This is a genomic window from Blautia sp. BCRC 81119, from assembly GCF_003184505.1.
Lineage (GTDB): Bacteria > Bacillota > Clostridia > Lachnospirales > Lachnospiraceae > Blautia_A > Blautia_A fusiformis.
Window position 1 is genome coordinate 76014 of sequence record NZ_QJHD01000017.1, and the last position, 19730, is coordinate 95743.

Annotated in this window: 20 protein-coding genes; all 20 read left to right on the plus strand. The window is 48.7% G+C overall.

Annotation, left to right across the window (positions count from 1 at the left end; translation table 11 throughout):
- Window positions 1-253: 253 nt before the first annotated feature.
- Window positions 254-466, plus strand: a complete 213-nt coding sequence (locus tag DMI82_RS11255; protein ID WP_015525999.1) for a FeoA family protein — start codon at window positions 254-256, stop codon at window positions 464-466.
- Between the two features lie 103 nt (window positions 467-569).
- Window positions 570-788: a FeoA family protein gene (locus tag DMI82_RS11260; RefSeq protein ID WP_015525998.1), complete on the plus strand. Its 219-nt coding sequence runs from the start codon at window positions 570-572 to the stop codon at window positions 786-788.
- Between the two features lie 58 nt (window positions 789-846).
- Window positions 847-3030, plus strand: a complete 2184-nt coding sequence (gene feoB / locus DMI82_RS11265) for a ferrous iron transport protein B (RefSeq protein ID WP_110103322.1) — start codon at window positions 847-849, stop codon at window positions 3028-3030.
- 72 nt (window positions 3031-3102) lie between these two features.
- Window positions 3103-3450, plus strand: a complete 348-nt coding sequence (locus DMI82_RS20305) for a FeoB-associated Cys-rich membrane protein (protein ID WP_242981830.1) — start codon at window positions 3103-3105, stop codon at window positions 3448-3450.
- 18 nt (window positions 3451-3468) lie between these two features.
- Window positions 3469-3825: a heavy-metal-associated domain-containing protein gene (locus tag DMI82_RS11275; protein ID WP_021651583.1), complete on the plus strand. Its 357-nt coding sequence runs from the start codon at window positions 3469-3471 to the stop codon at window positions 3823-3825.
- A 471-nt stretch (window positions 3826-4296) separates the two neighbouring features.
- On the plus strand, window positions 4297-5070 hold the full coding sequence (locus tag DMI82_RS11285; RefSeq protein WP_021651581.1) for a nucleotide-binding protein: 774 nt from the start codon (window positions 4297-4299) through the stop codon (window positions 5068-5070).
- A complete protein-coding gene (locus tag DMI82_RS11290; RefSeq protein WP_110103324.1) occupies window positions 5067-6371 on the plus strand; it encodes a nitrogenase component 1 in 1305 nt (434 codons plus the stop codon). The genes DMI82_RS11285 and DMI82_RS11290 overlap by 4 nt, the downstream gene beginning before the upstream one ends.
- Window positions 6368-7405 (plus strand): nitrogenase component 1, encoded by a 1038-nt coding sequence (locus tag DMI82_RS11295; protein WP_110103325.1) that lies wholly within the window; start codon window positions 6368-6370, stop codon window positions 7403-7405. The genes DMI82_RS11290 and DMI82_RS11295 overlap by 4 nt, the downstream gene beginning before the upstream one ends.
- Before the next feature lie 78 nt (window positions 7406-7483).
- Window positions 7484-9856, plus strand: a complete 2373-nt coding sequence (gene hypF, locus DMI82_RS11300) for a carbamoyltransferase HypF (protein WP_110103342.1) — start codon at window positions 7484-7486, stop codon at window positions 9854-9856.
- A gap of 90 nt (window positions 9857-9946) precedes the next feature.
- Window positions 9947-10156 (plus strand): HypC/HybG/HupF family hydrogenase formation chaperone, encoded by a 210-nt coding sequence (locus tag DMI82_RS11305; RefSeq protein WP_022426401.1) that lies wholly within the window; start codon window positions 9947-9949, stop codon window positions 10154-10156.
- Window positions 10156-11199 (plus strand): hydrogenase formation protein HypD, encoded by a 1044-nt coding sequence (hypD, locus tag DMI82_RS11310; RefSeq protein ID WP_110103326.1) that lies wholly within the window; start codon window positions 10156-10158, stop codon window positions 11197-11199. The genes DMI82_RS11305 and hypD overlap by 1 nt, the downstream gene beginning before the upstream one ends.
- Before the next feature lie 130 nt (window positions 11200-11329).
- Window positions 11330-12337 carry a hydrogenase expression/formation protein HypE gene (gene hypE, locus DMI82_RS11315; RefSeq protein WP_110103327.1) on the plus strand — a complete coding sequence of 336 codons (1008 nt, stop codon included), beginning with the start codon at window positions 11330-11332 and terminating at the stop codon, window positions 12335-12337.
- A gap of 25 nt (window positions 12338-12362) precedes the next feature.
- Window positions 12363-12632 carry a TM1266 family iron-only hydrogenase system putative regulator gene (locus tag DMI82_RS11320; RefSeq protein WP_021651574.1) on the plus strand — a complete coding sequence of 90 codons (270 nt, stop codon included), beginning with the start codon at window positions 12363-12365 and terminating at the stop codon, window positions 12630-12632.
- Window positions 12629-13396 (plus strand): nitrogenase iron protein NifH, encoded by a 768-nt coding sequence (locus DMI82_RS11325; RefSeq protein WP_110103328.1) that lies wholly within the window; start codon window positions 12629-12631, stop codon window positions 13394-13396. Before DMI82_RS11320 ends, DMI82_RS11325 begins: the two co-directional genes overlap by 4 nt.
- The gene (locus tag DMI82_RS11330) at window positions 13390-14733 is read left to right on the plus strand and encodes a nitrogenase component 1 (protein ID WP_110103329.1); all 1344 of its coding nucleotides are present in this window, start codon (window positions 13390-13392) and stop codon (window positions 14731-14733) included. The genes DMI82_RS11325 and DMI82_RS11330 overlap by 7 nt, the downstream gene beginning before the upstream one ends.
- Window positions 14730-16046, plus strand: coding sequence for a nitrogenase component 1 (locus DMI82_RS11335; RefSeq protein ID WP_110103330.1), 1317 nt, complete (start codon window positions 14730-14732; stop codon window positions 16044-16046). The genes DMI82_RS11330 and DMI82_RS11335 overlap by 4 nt, the downstream gene beginning before the upstream one ends.
- A 180-nt stretch (window positions 16047-16226) precedes the next feature.
- Window positions 16227-16658, plus strand: a complete 432-nt coding sequence (locus DMI82_RS11340) for a DMT family transporter (RefSeq protein ID WP_110103331.1) — start codon at window positions 16227-16229, stop codon at window positions 16656-16658.
- Window positions 16659-16768: 110 nt separating this feature from the next.
- Window positions 16769-17596, plus strand: coding sequence for a ComEA family DNA-binding protein (locus DMI82_RS11345; RefSeq protein WP_110103332.1), 828 nt, complete (start codon window positions 16769-16771; stop codon window positions 17594-17596).
- Window positions 17597-17606: 10 nt separating this feature from the next.
- The gene (locus tag DMI82_RS11350; RefSeq protein WP_015525979.1) at window positions 17607-18296 is read left to right on the plus strand and encodes a response regulator transcription factor; all 690 of its coding nucleotides are present in this window, start codon (window positions 17607-17609) and stop codon (window positions 18294-18296) included.
- A gap of 3 nt (window positions 18297-18299) precedes the next feature.
- The gene (locus DMI82_RS11355; RefSeq protein WP_110103333.1) at window positions 18300-19730 is read left to right on the plus strand and encodes a sensor histidine kinase; all 1431 of its coding nucleotides are present in this window, start codon (window positions 18300-18302) and stop codon (window positions 19728-19730) included.

Sequence of the window (19730 nt, forward strand, 5' to 3'; positions counted from 1 at the left end):
GTTTTTAGCTTAACAGGCTGCAAACAGAAAAAGAATCAGAACAGAGTTCCTGCATTCTGAGGTAACCTTCTGCCAGACAGAAATACCTCAGAATGCAGGAACTTTTTTTATATTTTGTTTATAAAAACTTAATCTTGATTAACTTTTTTCATTTAGGGGATTGACATTCGAAAAAACTTAGTATAAACTAACCTATGAGTTAGGGCTGACTAATTAGACTGAGTTAATTAATAGAAAGAAACGGAGGGATTCCATGCAGCCGATTTTATTTTTACAGTCAGGTGATACTGGCACGATCAAGCGTATTTCCGGAGCGGAGGATACAAGAAGATTTCTTGCAGGCCTTGGTTTTGTTGAGAATGCGGAAGTGACAGTTATTTCTCAGTTTGACGGCAATCTGATCGTAAATGTCAAGGATTCCAGAGTAGCAGTCAATAAGGAAATGGCCAGACACATTATGGTGTGACCGGACTGCGAGGCAGTGACCGGTAGTGAATTTGCCCCAAACTGCGGAAGGCGCAGTTGAGGATAGATTAGGAATTGGAATATGAACAGGGAGGAAAAGAGAAATGACTTTACGTGATGCAGCAGTAGGTTCTACAGTAGTTGTTTCCAAGATCACCGGCGACCCGGCTTACAAGCGTCGTATCATGGATATGGGAATCACAAAAGGCAGCGAGGTTTATATCCGAAAGGTAGCTCCTCTTGGAGATCCGGTTGAGATCACCATCAGAGGTTATGAGCTTTCCCTGCGTAAGCATGACGCAGCATGTGTGGAAGTAAAGTAAATAAGCTTCGAAAAATGACAGAGCGTCAGGCTCTGACCTGAAAAAAGGAGGATGCAAAATGTCTGTAACAATAGCTCTTGCCGGAAACCCGAACTGTGGTAAGACTACAATGTTCAATGCTCTTACAGGCGCAAACCAGTACGTTGGTAACTGGCCAGGTGTTACTGTAGAGAAAAAAGAGGGCAAGCTGAAAAACCAGAAGGATGTAACGGTAACAGACCTTCCGGGTATCTATTCACTTTCCCCGTATACACTTGAGGAGGTTGTCAGCCGTGATTACCTTCTGAAAGAGAAACCGGATGTGATCATCGATCTTGTGGATGCAACAAACATCGAGAGAAACCTGTATCTTGCAACTCAGCTTCTTGAAATCGGTATCCCGGTTGTTATCGCTCTTAATATGGTGGATCTTCTGAAAAAGAACAACATCCATATCAATGTAAAAGGCTTAAGCTCCGCGCTTGGATGCCCGATCGTTGAGACCTCTGCTCTTAAAGGAACAGGCCTTAAAGAGGTTGTTGATGAGGCAATCAAATGTGCGAACCAGCACAGAGTACCATCTAAGCAGATGGAATTTCCGAAAGCAGTAGAAAAAGCTGTAAATGAGATCGAGGGATTTGTTCCTGCAAACATCGCTGAGGAGAACAAGAGATGGTATGCAGTAAAGCTTCTTGAGAGAGACAGCAAGGTAAAAGAAGGTCTGAACCTTCCGGCTTCTGCACAGTCCAGGATCGAGGAGATTGCTTCTGGCCTTGAGAAGGCAGAGGATGATGATACAGAGAGTATCGTAACGGATGGAAGATATCAGTACATCCAGAAGGTTGTTTCTGCAAACGTTAAGAGAAGCGGAAATAAGATGACAGTTTCCGATAAGATCGACCGTATCGTAACAAACCGTGTTCTCGGTCTTCCGATCTTTATCCTTACCATGTTCATCGTTTATTATGTATCGGTAACAACAGTTGGTACCATGGTAACAGACTGGACAAACGACAGCTTTGTGGGAACCATCCAGGGTGTTGTATCGGATGGACTCGGCAATGCCGGCGTTGCGGACTGGCTGGTAAGCCTTGTATCAGATGGTATCATCGGTGGTCTTGGTGCAGTGCTTGGATTCGTTCCGCAGATGGCAATCCTGTTCCTGTTCCTTTCCATCCTTGAGGATTGCGGTTACATGGTTCGTATCGCATTCGTCATGGACCGTGTATTCCGTCATTTCGGACTTTCCGGAAAGAGCTTTATCCCGCTTCTTATCTCCTCCGGCTGTGGAATCCCTGGAATCATGGCTTCCAAAACGATCGAGGCAGATAATGACCGTCGTCTGACGATCATGACAGCAACATTTATTCCATGTGGTGCCAAGCTTCCTGTTATCGCTCTTATGGGTGGTATCATGACAGCTTATGTAACCGGTGACTACGTAGCTGCTGGTTTCATCACACCACTGATGTACTTTATCGGTGTTGTAGCAGTTCTTGTATCTGCGATCATCCTGAAGAAAACAAAACCTTTCTCCGGTAAACCTGCTCCGTTCGTAATGGAGCTTCCACAGTATCACATTCCGTCTGTAAAGACAGTTCTGCTTCATGTTTGGGAGAGACTGAAAGGCTTCATCATCAAAGCCGGTACCATTCTTTTCCTTGCAACCGTTATCATGTGGATCCTTTCCAGTATCGGAAATACAGGAAGCGGAATCGGATTTGTTGAGGACAGCAACGACAGTATCATGGCTATCCTTGGCGGTATCCTTGCTCCGATCTTTGCTCCTCTTGGATTTGGCAAATGGCAGCCGGTTGCAGCCTCCATCTCCGGATTCTCCGCAAAAGAGTCCATCGTAAGTACAATGGGTGTTCTTGCAAACGTAGCTGGTGATGATGCAGAGGATACCATGATCGTTGGTGCAGCAATCAAAGCATGGTTCCCGACAGCAGTAGCAGCATTTTCTTTCCTGCTGTTCAACCTGCTTGATTCTCCGTGCCTTGCAGCTATTTCTACAATGGCACATGAGATGCAGTCCAGAAAATGGTTCTGGTTTGCAATTCTCTTCCAGAACATTTTTGCTTATGTTGTAACACTTTGTGTATACCAGATCGGTCTTGTTGTCACAGGTGCCGGTTCCTTCGGAATTGGAACGATCGTAGCGCTGATTCTTGCAGCGATCCTGCTCTTCCTTCTGTTCAGACCAGATCCGTACAAGAACCAGAACGATGTTACAAAGAGATCTGTACAGGCAGCAGAGTAATTGAAAACCGGTCATACAGTAACGATCCGGTACATATGATAGCTTTGAAATGATGCTGTAAGAACAGCTGAAATGATAAGAAATGCAGGAGACCGGGGATGTAAATACCTGGTCTTCTGTGCTATAATAAGCCTGAAGAAATATGGAAGTTTTTTTACAAAAGTATTCATCAGAGGCTGGCAGCAGTTCATAGGCTGTACAGCGAAAGAAAGGGTGACAGATATGAGTATGATAGCGGATATTATTGTACTGGCACTGGTGATCGCATATGGCGTATTTGTGATCAGTTATCTCTATTCAAGAAAGAAACAGGGGCTCAGCTGTGTCGGCTGTGCCGGTAACACACGTACAGGAGGCTGTGGCGGCAGCTGCTCCGGTCATTGTTCCGGCTGCTCCGGCTGCAGTGGAATGCATAAGTAACCAGGAGGGAAAGAAATCATGGCAAATGCAATTGTTGTCATCGTTGTTATCATCATTATGCTGTTTGCCGGAAAAGGCGCATATAAACATCTGAAGGGCGAAGGCGCCTGCTGCGGAGGCGGCAGCAAGCCGGAGATTCCGAAGAAGAAGCTGGATGGAACCAAGCTGGGTGAGAAAACCATGAAGATCACAGGCATGCACTGTGAGAACTGTGTGGCCAGCGTCACAAGAGCGATCAACCGCATTGACGGTGCGGCAGCAAAAGTAAGCCTGAAAAAAGGTGAGGCAGTGGTTTCCTATGACAGAGAGATCTCCAACGAAGAGCTTAAGAAGGTAGTGGAAGACAGAGGATATCACGTAGTTTCTATCCAGTAAAGCTTTATCATAAGAATAACTTTGCCGCGGCTTCTGAGCCGGCAGATCAGAGAAGAGACTTCTCGGCGAAATGCTTAAAAATATTTCGCCTGGGGGTCTTTTTTTGTATAAAAAGTCAGAGTTGCAATTGACTCACTAATGTACACCATTGTATAATAAAAACAGAAAAATTCAGACGGAATGAAAGATTTTCTTTCTATCCGGATGAGGCATTAAAACAAAATACAGCAGGAAACAGACTTTGACGGCAAGGAATATCCGAGCAGGAATCGTTGTTCATCCGGCACAGCTTAACCGAATCAACTGCGAAGCCAGTTATTCGGTTATGAACAAGCAGCAAATGCGGATCGCGAATATCCGCCTGACTATGTTTTGTGAGCGGAATACGGGACTCTTTCACCTTGTGCGTGAAAGAGCTTTTTTTATGAAAAATACCTGCGGGAGCGGACAGAATGAATTAGGGAGGATTTTATGCTGAAGGTAGCAGTATACGGAAAGGGCGGTATCGGAAAGTCTACAGTGACGTCCAACCTGGCGGCGGCTTTTGCAGCCATGGGGAAGAGAGTGATCCAGATCGGTTGTGATCCCAAGGCGGATTCCACCATCAATCTTCTTGGGGGAGAACCTCTACGGCCGGTAATGAATTATATGCGGGAAGAGGATGAGGAGCCGGAAAAGCTGGAGGATATTTCAAAGGAGGGCTTTGGTGGAGTCCTCTGCATTGAGACCGGCGGCCCCACGCCGGGACTTGGCTGTGCAGGCAGAGGTATCATCGCAACCTTTCAGCTTCTGGAGGATCTGAAGCTTTTTGAGACCTGGAAGCCGGATGTAGTGCTTTACGATGTTCTTGGGGATGTGGTATGCGGCGGTTTTGCGGCACCGATCCGAGAGGGCTATGCGGAAAAAGTACTCATTGTTACATCCGGAGAGAAAATGGCGCTCTATGCAGCCAATAATATTTCCAGCGCTGTGCGGAATTTTGAGGATCGAAGCTATGCGAGGATCTTTGGGATCGTGCTGAATCACAGGAATGTGGAGAATGAAACGGAAAAAGTAAATGCTTTTGCAGAAAAAAACAATATCCCGATCGTGGGTGAGATCCCGAGAAGTGACGAGATCATCCGATGGGAGGATCAGGGCAAAACAGTGATCGAGGGAGACGAGAATTCTGAGATCAGTGAGAAATTTTTTGCACTGGCGAGGAAGCTACTGGAAAGTGAAGAAACGGAGAAGGAGGATATATGAAAAAGGAAGCATATTTTGCAACTGCAGAAGAGCTGGCCCGGGGTGGGCTGGAAGCGATCCCTCCGCAGATGATCTCCGGGAAGCATCTGATCTACAGCTCTCCTGCAACTCTGGCATTTAACTCTCCGGGAGCGGAGGGCTTTGGCGTAAAGCGGGCCGGGCTTGCAGTGCCGGATTCCATTATGCTGATCGTGGCACCGGGATGCTGCGGAAGAAATACTTCTCTTATCAGCTCCATGCCGGAGTACAATGATCGATTTTTTTATCTGATGATGGACGAGACGGATATTGTTACAGGCCGTCACCTGAAAAAGATCCCGAAAGCGGTAAAAGAGATCTGCGACTGCTGTGAGAAGAAGCCGTCTGTGGTGATGATCTGTATCACCTGTGTGGATGCACTTCTGGGAACGGATATGGAACGTGTCTGCCGGAAGGCAGAGGAAAAGGTGGATATTCCGGTGCGTCCCTGTTACATGTACGCACTGACACGTGAGGGCAGAAAGCCGCCTATGGTCCATGTGCGCCAGTCCTTATACTCCCTCCTTGAGCCACAGAAGAAAAAGGGAAATGTGGTCAATCTTCTGGGATTTTTTTCGCCGCTGGTTGATGACTGCGAGATGTATGAGCTGCTGCAGCAGGCAGGCGTAAAGACCATCCATGAGATCTCAAGATGTAAGGATTATGAAGAATATCAGACCATGTCACAGGCCAATTTTAATCTGGTGCTTCATCCGGAAGCAAGGTTTGCAGCGGAGGATTTTCATGACCGGCTGAAGATTCCTTTTATTGAGCTTCGGAGGCTCTACCAGACAGATAAGATCGAAAATCAGTATCGTGCCTTGGGACAGGTTCTTGGAGTCTCTTTTGATCAGGAAGTGTATAAAAAAGCAGCAGAAGAGGCAGTGGAGCGATTCCGGGAGGTCTGTCCGGATGCGTCTTTTGCTGTAGGGGAGTGCATGAACGGAGATCCCTTTGAGCTGGCCCTGGCCCTGGTGCGGTATGGTTTCCGGGTGCCGGAGATCTACGGAACTATCACAGCCGAGAATTTTGTATACATACGGCATCTTGCGGAATTGAGTCCGGATACAAAGGTTTTTTCCAATATGGAACCCACCATGCTGTATTACGATCCGTCCGGGAGCGAAGTGAACCTTACCATAGGAAAGGATGCAGGATATTATCACCGGGATCAGCCAAATGCCGTGTGGAATCAGGACCGGCAGCCCTATGGCTATGCGGGGGTACGCAGGCTGTTTGAAACACTGACAGAGAAAGTTTTGCAGAAGGGAGAAAAGGTATGAGAGGACTTCGGAAATATCTGACACCCTTTGCACCGGATCAGTCCGGAGCCGTGTCAGTGCTGTATGAGCTTGGTGGGATCATCGTGATCTGTGATGCAGGAGGATGTGCGGGAAATGTCTGCGGCTTTGATGAACCAAGATGGTTTGAACAGAAAAGTGCGGTATTCAGCGCAGGACTTCGGGATATGGATGCCATCCTGGGACGGGATGACCGCCTGGTTGCCAAGCTTGTGGATGCAGCAGAAAAGGTGGAGGCAGGCTTTGCAGCCATTATCGGAACACCGGTACCTGCTGTGATCGGAACGGATCATCAGGCACTGCGGCGGATGTGCGAGAAGAAAACAGATCTTCCGGTGCTTGCAGTAAATACCAACGGAATGGAGCTTTATGATGCGGGAGAGCGGAAGGCTTATCTGGAGCTTTTTAAAGCCTTTGCCCGGGAAAAGCTGCCTGTGGAGGCTGGTAAGACAGGAGTTCTCGGAATGACACCTCAGGATGTCAGTGACCTGAAAGCAGCAGACAAGATCCGTGAAAAATTCCGTGCCAGAGGACAGAGAGCAGTCTGCTACGGAATGGGAGACGGGCTTGATGAGGTAAAAAAAGCCTCCTCTGCGGAAAAAAATATCGTGGTTTCTCCTGCGGCACTGGAATGTGCCAGATATCTGGAGAAAACCTTCGGAACACCTTATGAGGTGGGATATCCTCTGGCGGAAGAGCTGGTTCCTGATATGGATTATACAGGAAAAAAGATTCTCATCGTGCAGCAGCAGGTGATGGCCGGTTCCATAAGAGAGGAGCTACGGAAACGTGGTGCGGACGGAGAGATCACCGTGGCAAGCTGGTTTTCCATGGAAAAAGATCTCCTGGAGGAGGGCGATGTGTCATTAAGGGATGAGGAAGATCACATGGAACTGGCAGAGAAGGGCGGATATGACGTGATCTTTGCAGATCCATGTATGAAGCGGATGACAAAGGCTTTTTCAGGAGTGTTTGTGGATACAGTGCATTTTGCAGTATCCGGAAAATGCAGGTAGACCATAAGGGAAGGACATAAAGTTACATGCATGCTGCAGCCGGATCAGTGGAAAAAGCTGCAGGGAATGGAGAAACATATGGAGCGGGAAATTACGAAAATGATCCGTGTTTACGGGATCGTACAGGGAGTGGGATTTCGCCCTACGGTGAGTCGTCATGCTATGGCAAGAGGAATCCGTGGCAGTGTGTCCAATAAAGGACCCTATGTGGAGATTTTTGCTCAGGGTAAGCAGCAGGATGTGGATGCCTTTATCGCAGATATCGGGAATAAGCCACCGAAGCGTTCCGCTATCCTGAAGCTTCTTGAAGAACCGGTGGAGGAGCCGGAGAAATTTACACAGTTTGATATCATCGAAAGTGAGAAGACAAAGGGGGAGATCTTTGTCTCCCCGGATATCGCGATCTGCGATGAATGTAAGGCGGAGATGTTTGATCCGGAAAACAGGCGGTATCTGCATCCCTTTATCAACTGTACCTGCTGCGGTCCCAGACTGACGATCCTGGATTCGCTTCCTTATGACCGTGAACGGACCAGTATGAAGGAATTTCCCATGTGTCCCTCCTGTGCAGATGAGTACCATAACCCGGATACCAGACGTTATGATGCCCAGCCGGTGTGCTGCAATGACTGCGGCCCGGAGGTATACCTGGCGGGAAGAGAGGAACGGGGCCGGGAGGCTATCACTTATACAAGGAAGATCATTGCTTCCGGCGGAATCGTGGCCATCAAGGGGATCGGTGGTTTTCACCTTTGCTGTGATGCTACCAGTGAGGAGGCAGTACAGCGGCTGCGGCAGCGGAAACGGCGTCCGGTGAAGCCTTTTGCAGTGATGGCACAGGATATGGAAGCTGTGAAGGAGATCTGTCAGGTCAGTGAGGAGCAGGAGAAGATCCTTACCGGGCATCAGAAGCCGATCCTGCTATTGGATAAGCTGCCGGGAGAAACGAGGCTTTGTGAGAGCATTGCACCCGGGAATCCCAAGGTGGGTGTCATGCTTCCCTATGCACCGGTTCAGCTGCTTCTTTTTCATTATGATGATGGGATCCGGATGCCCGGGCTTCTGGTAATGACCAGTGGAAATACTTCCGGGGCGCCTATCTGCAGAGATGATGAGGAGGCGGCAGAGGAGCTTTCCCATCTCTGTGACTGCATCCTTTCCCACAACAGGAAGATACGTATCCGGGCCGACGATTCGGTGATGGATTTCTATAAGGGTGAACCCTATATGATCCGCCGTTCCCGCGGGTATGCACCTCTGCCGTTTATGGTCTCCACACCCTGGAAGGGCCAGGTGATCGCAGCAGGTGGAGAACTTAAGAACACCTTCTGCATTGGTGTGGATAACCGTTTTTATCCCTCCCCTTATGTGGGAGATCTTGAGGATCTTCGAACGGTAAAAGCCCTGAAGGAGACGATTGGGCGGCTGGAAACACTTCTGGAGGTGCAGCCGGAGATAGTGGTCTGTGATCTTCACCCTAAATATAATTCCACAGTAGTGGCAGAGGAGCTTGGGCTTCCTGTTCTGAGGGTGCAGCATCATTATGCACACATTTTATCCTGCATGGCAGAAAATGACTGCAAAGAAAAGGTGATAGGGGTTTCCTTTGACGGAACAGGCTATGGAACCGATGGAACCATCTGGGGCGGAGAGATCCTGACCGCAGATGGTCAGGGATTTACAAGGTTTGGAAGTATAGAACCCTTTGTCCAGGTTGGCGGAGATATTTCTGCAAAAGAAGGCTGGCGGATCGCCGTTTCCCTGATCTGGCAGAATACGGGAGATCTGGAAAGAACCCTGAACACTGTCCGTAAACTGGGACTTTGCACAGACCAGGAAGCAAAGGTACTGGTGACTATGGCACAGCGGAAGATCAATGCCGTGACTTCCACCAGTGCAGGAAGACTTTTTGACGGAGTTAGTGCGATCCTGGGGATCCGGAGAGCGTCCACCTTTGAGGGAGAAGCGTCCACAGCACTGGAATTTGCGGCGGAGGCCTGGAGAAAGCAGCGGGAGATGCAGAAGAAAAATCCGGAAGAAAATCTGAAGATACGGATGTCAGAAAAGGAAGACATTCCGGAAGGCACAGGCATCTCAGAAGCGTCTGAAGATGAACGAAAATTTATTTTAAATACAGGTGAGATCGTTGCATATCTGGTCCGGGCAAGGCTTGCAGGAGAGGATCCCGGGAAGCTGGCTTATGGATTTCACCGGGCACTGGCAGATGAGATCCTTGCAGCCTGTGAGGAAGCAGAGCGGCAGACCGGAATCCGGAAAGTGGCATTAAGTGGCGGTGTCTTTCAGAACCGGCTGCTTCTGGAGCTGGTAGATGACGGCCTTACGGAAATGGGGTTTAAAGTTCTGAAGCACAGCCTGATCCCGCCGAATGACGGAGGGATCGCACTGGGACAGGCGGTGTATGGGATGGCTTATGTGCAGCGGCACAGATAAATATAGACGAGATCATGCAGATACGGATCATAAATGTTTTATGATAACGCATGGAGCATACAGCAGAAATGCAGGATGGGAGGCACAGATATGTGTGTAGGATTATCAGCAAAAGTAGTAAAGATCAGTGACGGAACAGCAGTGGTGGATGCAGGCGGCGCAAAGAGAGAGGTTTCCGCCCAGCTCCTGGGAGACCTGGAGCCGGGGGATTATGTGATGGTGCATGCAGGTGTTGCCATTGCAAAGATCACCGATGATGACGAGGAAGAGACAGACCAGCTAATGGAGGAACTGCTGTGATGGAAGAGAGGAAAAAAACAGCAAGAGAGATCATAGAAGGATATCAGGGGCCGCCGGTGCGGATCATGGAGGTCTGCGGAACACATACCCACGAGATCTTCCGTCTGGGGATCCGCAAGCTTCTGCCGCCGCAGGTGGAGCTGATCTCAGGACCGGGATGTCCGGTCTGTGTAACACCGGTAGGGTTTATTGACGAGGCCGTTTATCTTGCTCTGAAAAAACAGGTGACGATCTGCACATTCGGTGATCTTGTCCGCGTACCGGGAACAAAGAAAAGCCTTGCAGATGCCAGGGCAGAAGGCGCCAGGATACGGATCGTCTATTCACCGGCAGATGCGGAAAAATATGCGAAAGAGCATCCAAAAGAGCAGGTGGTATTTCTTTCCGTTGGCTTTGAGACCACCACGCCTGCCGGCTGTCTTTCCGTGAAAAAGGCCGGAGAGGACGGACTTTCCAATTATTCGCTCCTTGTGGCAAACAAGACCATGCCCCAGGCTTATCAGGCATTAAAGGGCAGTGCGGATGTGTTCCTTTATCCTGGACATGTCAATGCGATCACAGGAACTGCGCTCTGCGAGCAGCTGGCAGAGGAAGGCATCAGTGGTGTGGTGGCAGGCTTTACAGCGAAGGAGCTGCTTACGGCACTGGCTGTTGCACTGGTACGTTTTCAGGAAGGAAAACCGTTCTTTGTGAATTGCTATCCCCGTGTGGTAAAAAGTGAGGGAAGCCCGGAGGCACAGAAGCTAATCGAAGAACTGATGGAGCCCTGTGATTCCGAATGGCGCGGTCTGGGTGTGATCCCGGGGTCCGGCCTGGTGCTCCGGAAGGAGTGGGAAGCCTTTGATGCCAGAAAAAAATATGCAGTGCCGCCGATCCAGGGCAGACCAAATCCGGCCTGTCGCTGTGGGGATGTGCTTCAGGGGAAATGCAAACCATCAGATTGTAAGGTATTCGGAAAGGTCTGTACCCCGCAGCATCCGGTAGGTGCCTGTATGGTATCCAATGAAGGTGCATGTTCCGCATATTTTATGTACGGAAACTGATGTCCGCTTTAATGGACTGCGAAATATGATACATTACATATAGTACAAACGAAGGATCGTATCCGGAAGATCTGACAGGATGAAACCGATATGAAATTCCTTTGACCCAGCATAGAAAGAAGATAATATTATGGAAAATAAAACAGTGACCATGGCACACGGTGCCGGAGGCCGTCAGACCTCAGAACTGATCGATGAAGTATTCAAAACGCATTTTGCAAACCCGGATCTCACAGCCGATGATGCGGCTGTGCTGGTTCCGCCTGCAGGAAAAATGGCAGTATCCACCGATGGATTTATTGTTTCTCCGGCATTTTTTCCGGGGGGAAATATCGGCAAGCTTTCCATCTGCGGAACCGTTAATGACCTTGCCTGTATGGGAGCAAAACCGATGTATCTTACCTGCGCTTTTGTCATTGAGGAGGGTTTTCCCATGGAGAAGCTGGAGGAGATCGCCGCAGCCATGGAAAAAACAGCAAAAGAAGCCGGAGTGCGTATTGTTTCCGGAGATACTAAGGTGGCAGGAAAAGGTCAGGTTGACGGTGTGTTTATCACAACAACCGGAATGGGTGAGATCCAGGAGGGCGTTCAGGTAGGCGGTGAGCTGGCAAAACCGGGAGATGCCATTATTGTAACCGGTGATGTGGGAAGACATGGATGCACCATTCTTCTGGCAAGAGAGGATTTCGGCATTGACGCAGATGTGACAAGTGACTGCGCACCGCTGTGGGGAGCTGTAAAAGATGTACTGGATGCCACCCATAACATTCATGTGATCCGTGATGCCACAAGAGGTGGTGTCGGAACGGTTCTTTACGAGATCGCAGGACAGAGTAACGTAGGGATCCGCCTGGATGCAGCAGCTGTTCCGGTAGCTCCGGAGGTAAAGGGTGTCTGCGGCATGCTTGGCCTGGAGCCGCTTTATCTGGCCTGTGAGGGACGAATGGTGATCATGGCACCAAAGGAAGAAGCAGGAAGGATCGTGGAAGCATTGCGTAAATGTCCTTATTCCAGGGACGCAGCCATTATCGGTGAAGTTACGGAAGACCAGCCAGGAAAGGTTGTCATGACTACGGAGATCGGAACGCAGGCACTTCTTCCGCAGCCGGGAGGAGAGCTTCTGCCGAGGATCTGCTGATAATATCGGAAAGGAGTCAGATCTTATGGAGACAAGAGTGGCATTGATTTCGATCATTGTGGAAAACAATGACGTGATCGATGATATCAACCGTTTCCTTCACGAAGCGGGAAAATATATTATCGGGAGAATGGGGATCCCTTACCGGGAAAAAGGCATCAATATCATCAGTATTGCCATTGACGCACCACAGGATGTGATCAGCTCCTTATCCGGAAAGATCGGCCACCTCAGTGGAGTTTCCGCCAAAACGGCATATTCCAATGTGATCACAAAAGCGGAGGACAGAAAATGATAAAAGTTGCGGTATACGGAAAGGGCGGCATCGGAAAATCTACTACGGTTTCCAATGTGGCGGTAGCCCTTGCGGAAAAAGGAATGAAAGTGATGCAGATCGGCTGTGATCCCAAGGCAGATTCCACGATCCTTCTCAGGCATGGAAAAAAGGTTCCCACTGTGCTGGAGCTGTATAACAAAAAACGCCAGGAGCTGAAGCTTACGGATATGGTGCAGATCGGATATGGGGGTGTAGTCTGTGTGGAAGCCGGCGGTCCTGCACCGGGGCTTGGATGTGCGGGAAGAGGTATCATTACTGCTCTCGAGAAGCTTAAGGAAAACGGAGCCTATGAGACCTATAAACCGGACATTGTTTTTTATGACGTACTGGGAGATGTTGTCTGCGGTGGATTTTCCATGCCCATGCGAAATGGGTATGCAGATAAGGTATTTATCATCACCTCCGGAGAAAACATGGCCATCCATGCAGGGGCAAATATTGCCATGGCAGTGGATAATTTTAGAAACAGAGGATATGCATCTCTTGGCGGCGTGATCCTGAACCGGCGGAACGTGCCGGGAGAGGAAGAAAAAGTCCGGGAGCTGGCAGAGGATTTTCATACGCGGGTAGTGGGAACGCTTTCCAGAAGTGAACTGGTTCTGGAAGCAGAGAATCGAGGAAAAACTCTTCTGGAAGCTTATCCGGATTGTGAGATGGCAGAGGAGTACCGGACACTGGCCGAGCAGATTCTGAATGCATGCAGGGAGGAAGGCTCATGTTAAAAAGAGTTGGTAACAGAGAGCTTTCGGGAAAAACAGAAATATTTATAAAGGAAGCCTCTTTTCCGGTTCCCTTTCAGCCGGGGCTGGAATTTAATTCACCGGTCCATGGAAACTGGAATATCGTACATACGGGAATGCTGGTTCCGGAAGCAAGGCAGATCTACGTCTGTGCGGATAACTGCATGCGTGGCGTTGTGCTGACTGCCGCAGAGATGAATGCGGCAGACCGTTTTTCCTTTGTGATCGTGGAGGAAAAGGATCTTCTGGGCGGAAATCTGGAGGATGTGACCATTGAAGGAGTGACGGACATTCTGAACCGGCTGGATGAGAAGCCAAAGGCAGTCTTGCTTTTTACCGTGTGTCTTCATCATTTTCTGGGAAGTGATCTGGACCGCATCTACGGCGAACTGGAAGAAAGATTTCCGGAGATCTTTTTTATGCGATGCTTTATGGATCCTGTCATGCAGAAAACAGGTCCGACTCCGGATCAGAAGCTGCGCCGTGCCATGTATGATGCAGTACCGGAGAGGAAAGCTGATCCGGAATGTGTCACAGTCCTGGGCAGTGATTTTGTTCTGGATGAGAGTGCAGATATCTGCCGGATCCTGAAAAAGAACGGAATCCGTCTCCGGGAAGCACCGGCCTGTAAGACCTGGGAGGATTATCAGAGCCTGGGAGAGGGAAGCCTGATTCTTAACTGTTATCCGGCAGGAAAATTCGGAGTACAGCAGCAGGCGGAGAGACTTGGAAGGCCGTTTTTATACCTGCCCGGAAGCTTTGACTATGAGGAGATAGAGACGCAGGAAAAGTATTTGCTGGAGCTGCTGGATCAGCACAGCTGCGGTAAAAATGGCCTGGATATCAAAACGGAGATCCGAAAATGCGAGGAGGCTCTTTCCCATGCACACCAGATCATCGGTGACACTCCCATAGCTGTGGATTATCTTTTTCATCCAAGACCTCTGGGACTTGCAAAGCTTCTCCTTACCCATGGATTTCAGGTACAGTCCGTTTTTCTGGACAGTATCAGCCCGGAAGAAAAAGAAGTATTTTTCTGGCTGAAGGAGAATTATCCGGAACTCAGGCTGATTTCGACTGTTCGCCCGGAGATGAGAGTGCGGCCACGGCAGCATTCCGGAAAACTCCTTGCCGTCGGACAAAAAGCAGCCTGGTTTACTGGAAGCCGGAATTTTGTCAATATGGTACAGGGCGGCGGGCTCTGGGGCTTTGACGGGATCAGACGTACTGCACAGCTGATGCTGGAGGCATTTAATGAGGAAAAAGCTCCGGAGGATCTGATCGTTCGAAAGGGATGGGGGTGCGAAAGCTGCATATGAGACAGGCATATCGGATCATACCGATCTACACGGCAGATGTGTCCGGCGTCTGCTCCGCATTGTATGAGCTTGGAGGAATGACAGTGATGCATGATCCCTCCGGCTGTAATTCTACCTATAATACCCATGATGAGATCCGGTGGTACGACCAGGACAGTCTGATCTTTATCTCAGGTCTTACGGATATCGATGCCATTATGGGAAATGATGAGAAATTTCTTCAAGATATCGAAGAGGCAGCAAAGGAGCTGAAACCGAAATTTATTGCACTTGCAAGTTCACCGATCCCCTTTATGAACGGAACAGATTTTCAGGGACTGGCCCGTGCACTTACAGCAAGGACCGAAATTCCGGTATTTTCGGTTCCGACTAGCGGCATGCACGACTATGTATACGGAGCAGGGCTGGCACTGGCGGAAATCGCAGGACATTTCACAGGAGCAGCAGAGAAAACAGGAAGGTGTTCAGAAGTACCGACGGGATCTGCGGAAAGATCTACAGAGAAGAGAAGCAGAAAATTAAATCTTCTTGGAGCAACACCCCTTGATCTTGGCCCGCAGTCTGCAGTAGATGCCATGAAAAAACGTCTGAAAAACTATGGCTGGGAGATACTTTCCACCTGGGCTATGGGGGATACGCTGGAAGCTTTGTCCCGTGCCGGCGAAGCAGCGGTAAACCTTGTGGTATCCTCTGTGGGGATCCCGGCGGCCAATGTGCTGAAAGAAAAATTCGGTACGCCATTTCTCGTGGGGACTCCTGTGGAAGGCTATGAGGGACAGATTTCAGATGCACTTGAGCGGATCGCGGATAGATCCTGTGGAGAGTGGGTAAATAAAAAGGATGACTCCGAAGAGGAAAGCGGAGGGCAGATCTTAGGGAAACAGGAGGAACTGTGGAAAGTAACTCCGGAGCAGGTAATCTATTTTCAGGGAAGGAACAGTCTGTCAGCAGTATCTGACCCTTCAGGAGAAAGCAGGGAAATGCCCGACAAAGATGAGGTATTTTTTTCCGTACCGGACATTACCATCATCGGAGAACCGGTTACCATGGGCTCCTTGGCAGCAGTCATAGAGCAGAAATACGGAAAAAAGGTTCAGCTACTCTGTCCGCTGGAGATCACAGAGGGACTTTTGCGCAAGGGAGATGAAGCCATCTGTGGCGAGAAAGCCATGGAAGAAAAGCTGAAAACAGCCAGGATCATTGTGGCAGACCCACTCTATCGTCCAATCTGTCCGAAAACAGCCATTTTTTATGAGATGCCGCATATTGCGTTTTCCGGAAGGATATATCTCAGAAAGTATTTTTCGGAATAAAGAGCGTTTCGTGATCATGTATATAAATATTATGCGGATGAGAAAACAGGGCAGCAGTGTGTATAATTGCAGGAAAATCACATAAACTAAATTATAAGAAACCGTAAAGGCGTTGCAGAAATATGCAGCGCCTTTTTCCAGCAGTAATACCGGAAATGGAGTATATATGGAGGGATTTTTATGTGGGGATTTTTGTCAGCACTGATCTCAGGTGTACTGATGAGTATTCAAGGGGTATTTAACACAAATGTAACAAAACAGACCAGTCTGTGGGTTTCAACCGGCTGGGTACAGTTTTCTGCATTTCTGGTCTGTGTGGCAGCATGGTTTTTTACAGGCAGAGAAAGTATCGGCATGCTGTGGCAGGTAGAGGATAAATATAATTTACTCGGAGGAGTGATCGGTGCATTTATCACTATCACAGTGATCCGGAGTATGGGAAGTCTGGGGCCTGCGCGGGCGGTTATGCTTATTGTCATTTCTCAGCTTGCGGTGGCTTATCTTATAGAATTGCTGGGGATTTTCGGTGTGGAAAGAGCAGATTTTCAGTGGAGAAAGCTGTTGGGAATGCTGATCTGTATTGCAGGTGTGGTTATTTTCAAATGGAAATAGAAATAAAAGTATTGTAATATTTGTAATACTTCGTTAAAATAAGGTATGGTTTTGCATGAGTAACGGGGCACCTGCCGCCACATCGGCGGAAAGGAGTGGACCGCCTACCTATGAAAATAAGATCACATATCAGAAGTGTTCGGTTTGTTTTTTCCATATTTTTGTTACAGATCCTGGCAGGGCTGACAGGCTGTAAGGATGACGGAACAGAATTTCTGGAGAAAGAACTGGTGCAGGAAGAAAGTACGGAAGCATCCGGAATGGATGCAGAGCAGGAAGAACCGAAGGATACGGAAAGTGAAGTATCCGGGAAGGCATCCGCAGGGGCTGCGGCAGATATATCACAGAAGAAACAGAATGAGTCTGCGGAGGAACCTGCTCCGGAGGTTGAAAAACAGCTGCCGGAGATCTCAGACACCCCTCAGACCATTTATGTAGATATATGTGGAGCAGTGACCAGCCCGGGAGTCTATGAGCTTCCATATGGCAGCCGTGTTTTTCAGGCTATCGAGCAGGCCGGAGGATATCTTCCGGAAGCTGCGGCAAGCTATCTCAACCGTGCTAAGGGACTTTCCGATGGACAGCAGGTTTATGTGCCTACCCAGGCGGAGGTGGACAGCCAGCGGATCGCAGCTACCCAGGATGGATCGGAAGTCACAGCAGAAAACAGTACCGAAACGGCGAGCGGACAGAAATCCGCCGGAGAGAATTCCGGTGAAGCCGAGACTGCATCTTCCACAGAGCAGAAGATCGATCTGAACACCGCTGATGTATCCCAGCTTACTACTCTCACAGGTGTAGGGGAGTCCAAGGCCCTGGCGATCATCGCTTACAGGGAAGAGAACGGTCCCTTTACTTCAGCAGAGGATATCATGAATGTACCAGGCATCAAAGAAGGAACCTATGAGAAGATAAAGGATAAAATAGCAATAAAGTAAGGAGCGCTAAATGAGCAGGAAAGTATTGGTAGTAGATGATGAGAAACTGATTGTCAAGGGACTTCGCTTCAGTCTGGAACAGGACGGAATGGAAGTGGACTGTGCCTATGACGGAGAGGAAGCATTGGAAAAAGCAAAAGCAGGAGAGTACGATATCATCCTTCTTGACCTGATGCTTCCCAAAATGGACGGTCTTGAGGTATGCCAGCAGATCCGTGAATTTTCCAATGTTCCGATCATCATGCTTACAGCAAAAGGAGAAGATATGGATAAGATCCTGGGTCTGGAATACGGAGCTGATGATTATGTCACCAAGCCTTTCAATATCCTGGAAGTCAAAGCCCGCATCAAGGCGATCATCCGCCGTGCAGGCAGCAAACAGGACAAGCAGGAGAAGGCCAAGACTGTGGAAGTCGGAGAACTGAAGCTGGACTGCGAAGGACGCCGCGTATTTATCTCCGGAAAAGAGATCAACCTCACAGCCAAGGAATTTGATGTGCTGGAACTGCTGGTATTCAATCCGAACAAGGTATACAGCAGAGAAAATCTTCTGAATATCGTATGGGGCTATGAATATCCGGGAGATGTCCGTACCGTAGATGTACATATCCGCCGCCTGAGAGAAAAGATCGAGGCCAATCCCAGTGAGCCGAAATATGTACACACCAAATGGGGTGTGGGCTACTATTTCCAGGCATAACCTGTGAAGTTCAAAAAGAACGGCAAATTTTTCAAAAGTCTCCGCTTTCGTATTCTGATCATCCTGATCATACTGGGAATCGTACCGAGTGTCATCGTAACGGAAATGGTCATTGCCAACTATGAAGATCGTGCCATTGCCAACCGTGTGCAGAGCATGGAGAACATCTGTGACATCATGTGCGACCTGCTGATCAAGGAGAATTATCTGAATAACACCAGCTCTCAGACGGTGAACAGCAAGCTGGAATTACTGTCCAACAGCTATGGTGGCAGGATTCTCATTGTAGACAGGGATTTCAGGATCATCAAGGATACCTATGGCGTGGATGAGGGCAGGACTCTGGTTTCCCAGAAAGTATTGAACTGTTTTAAAGGAGAAGATGCCTACCAATATGATTCTGACAGCCAGAAGCTGATCCTGGCAGTTCCGGTAAAAAGTCCGGATGTAAAACAGGTGCAGGGTGCCATGATGATCATGGCATCTTCCAGTGAGGTGACAGCAACCATCCATGAACTGGAGCAGAAAGGGATTCTGATCATCGGTATCATTGTAGTGCTGGCCATTTTTCTGGGTTATATTCTTTCCACGATCCTGGTGAAGCCATTTGCCAGGGTAACGAAAGCAATCGAGGACCTTACAGACGGATATCAGAATGAGGAGATCTCGGTACCGGATTATACAGAGACAGCTTTGATCACAGATGCATTTAACAAGATGCTTTCCAGAATGAAGACGTTGGATGAATCCAGACAGGAGTTTGTATCCAATGTGTCTCATGAGCTGAAGACACCTATGACTTCAATGAAGGTTCTGGCGGATTCGCTGGTAGGACAGCAGGGGGTTCCGGAGGAACTGTATCAGGAATTTCTTTCTGATATCACAGAAGAGATTGACAGAGAGAACAAGATCATCACCGATCTGCTCTCCCTGGTAAAAATGGACAAAAAAGCAGCAGATATGAATATCAGTAATATGAATATCAATGAGCTGTTGGAGAATATCCTGAAGCGTCTCCGTCCTATTGCAGATCAGAGAAGGATTGACCTGATCCTGGATTCGTTCCGACCGGTAACCGCAGATGTGGATGAGGTGAAATTTACCCTTGCCATCAGTAACCTGGTCGAAAATGGTATCAAATACAATGTAGATGAGGGATGGGTCCGCGTAACACTGGATGCGGATCATAAGGATTTCTATGTGACGGTTGCAGATTCCGGCCTGGGAATACCGGAAGATTCCATTGAACGGATCTTTGAGCGTTTTTATCGTGTGGATAAATCTCATTCCAGAGAAATCGGCGGAACCGGTCTTGGACTTGCTATTACAAGAAGTTCTATAGCCATGCATCATGGGATCATCAAGGTATCCAGCAAAGAGGGCGAGGGAACCACATTTACCGTGAAGATCCCGCTGTCCTATATCCCGTCCTAG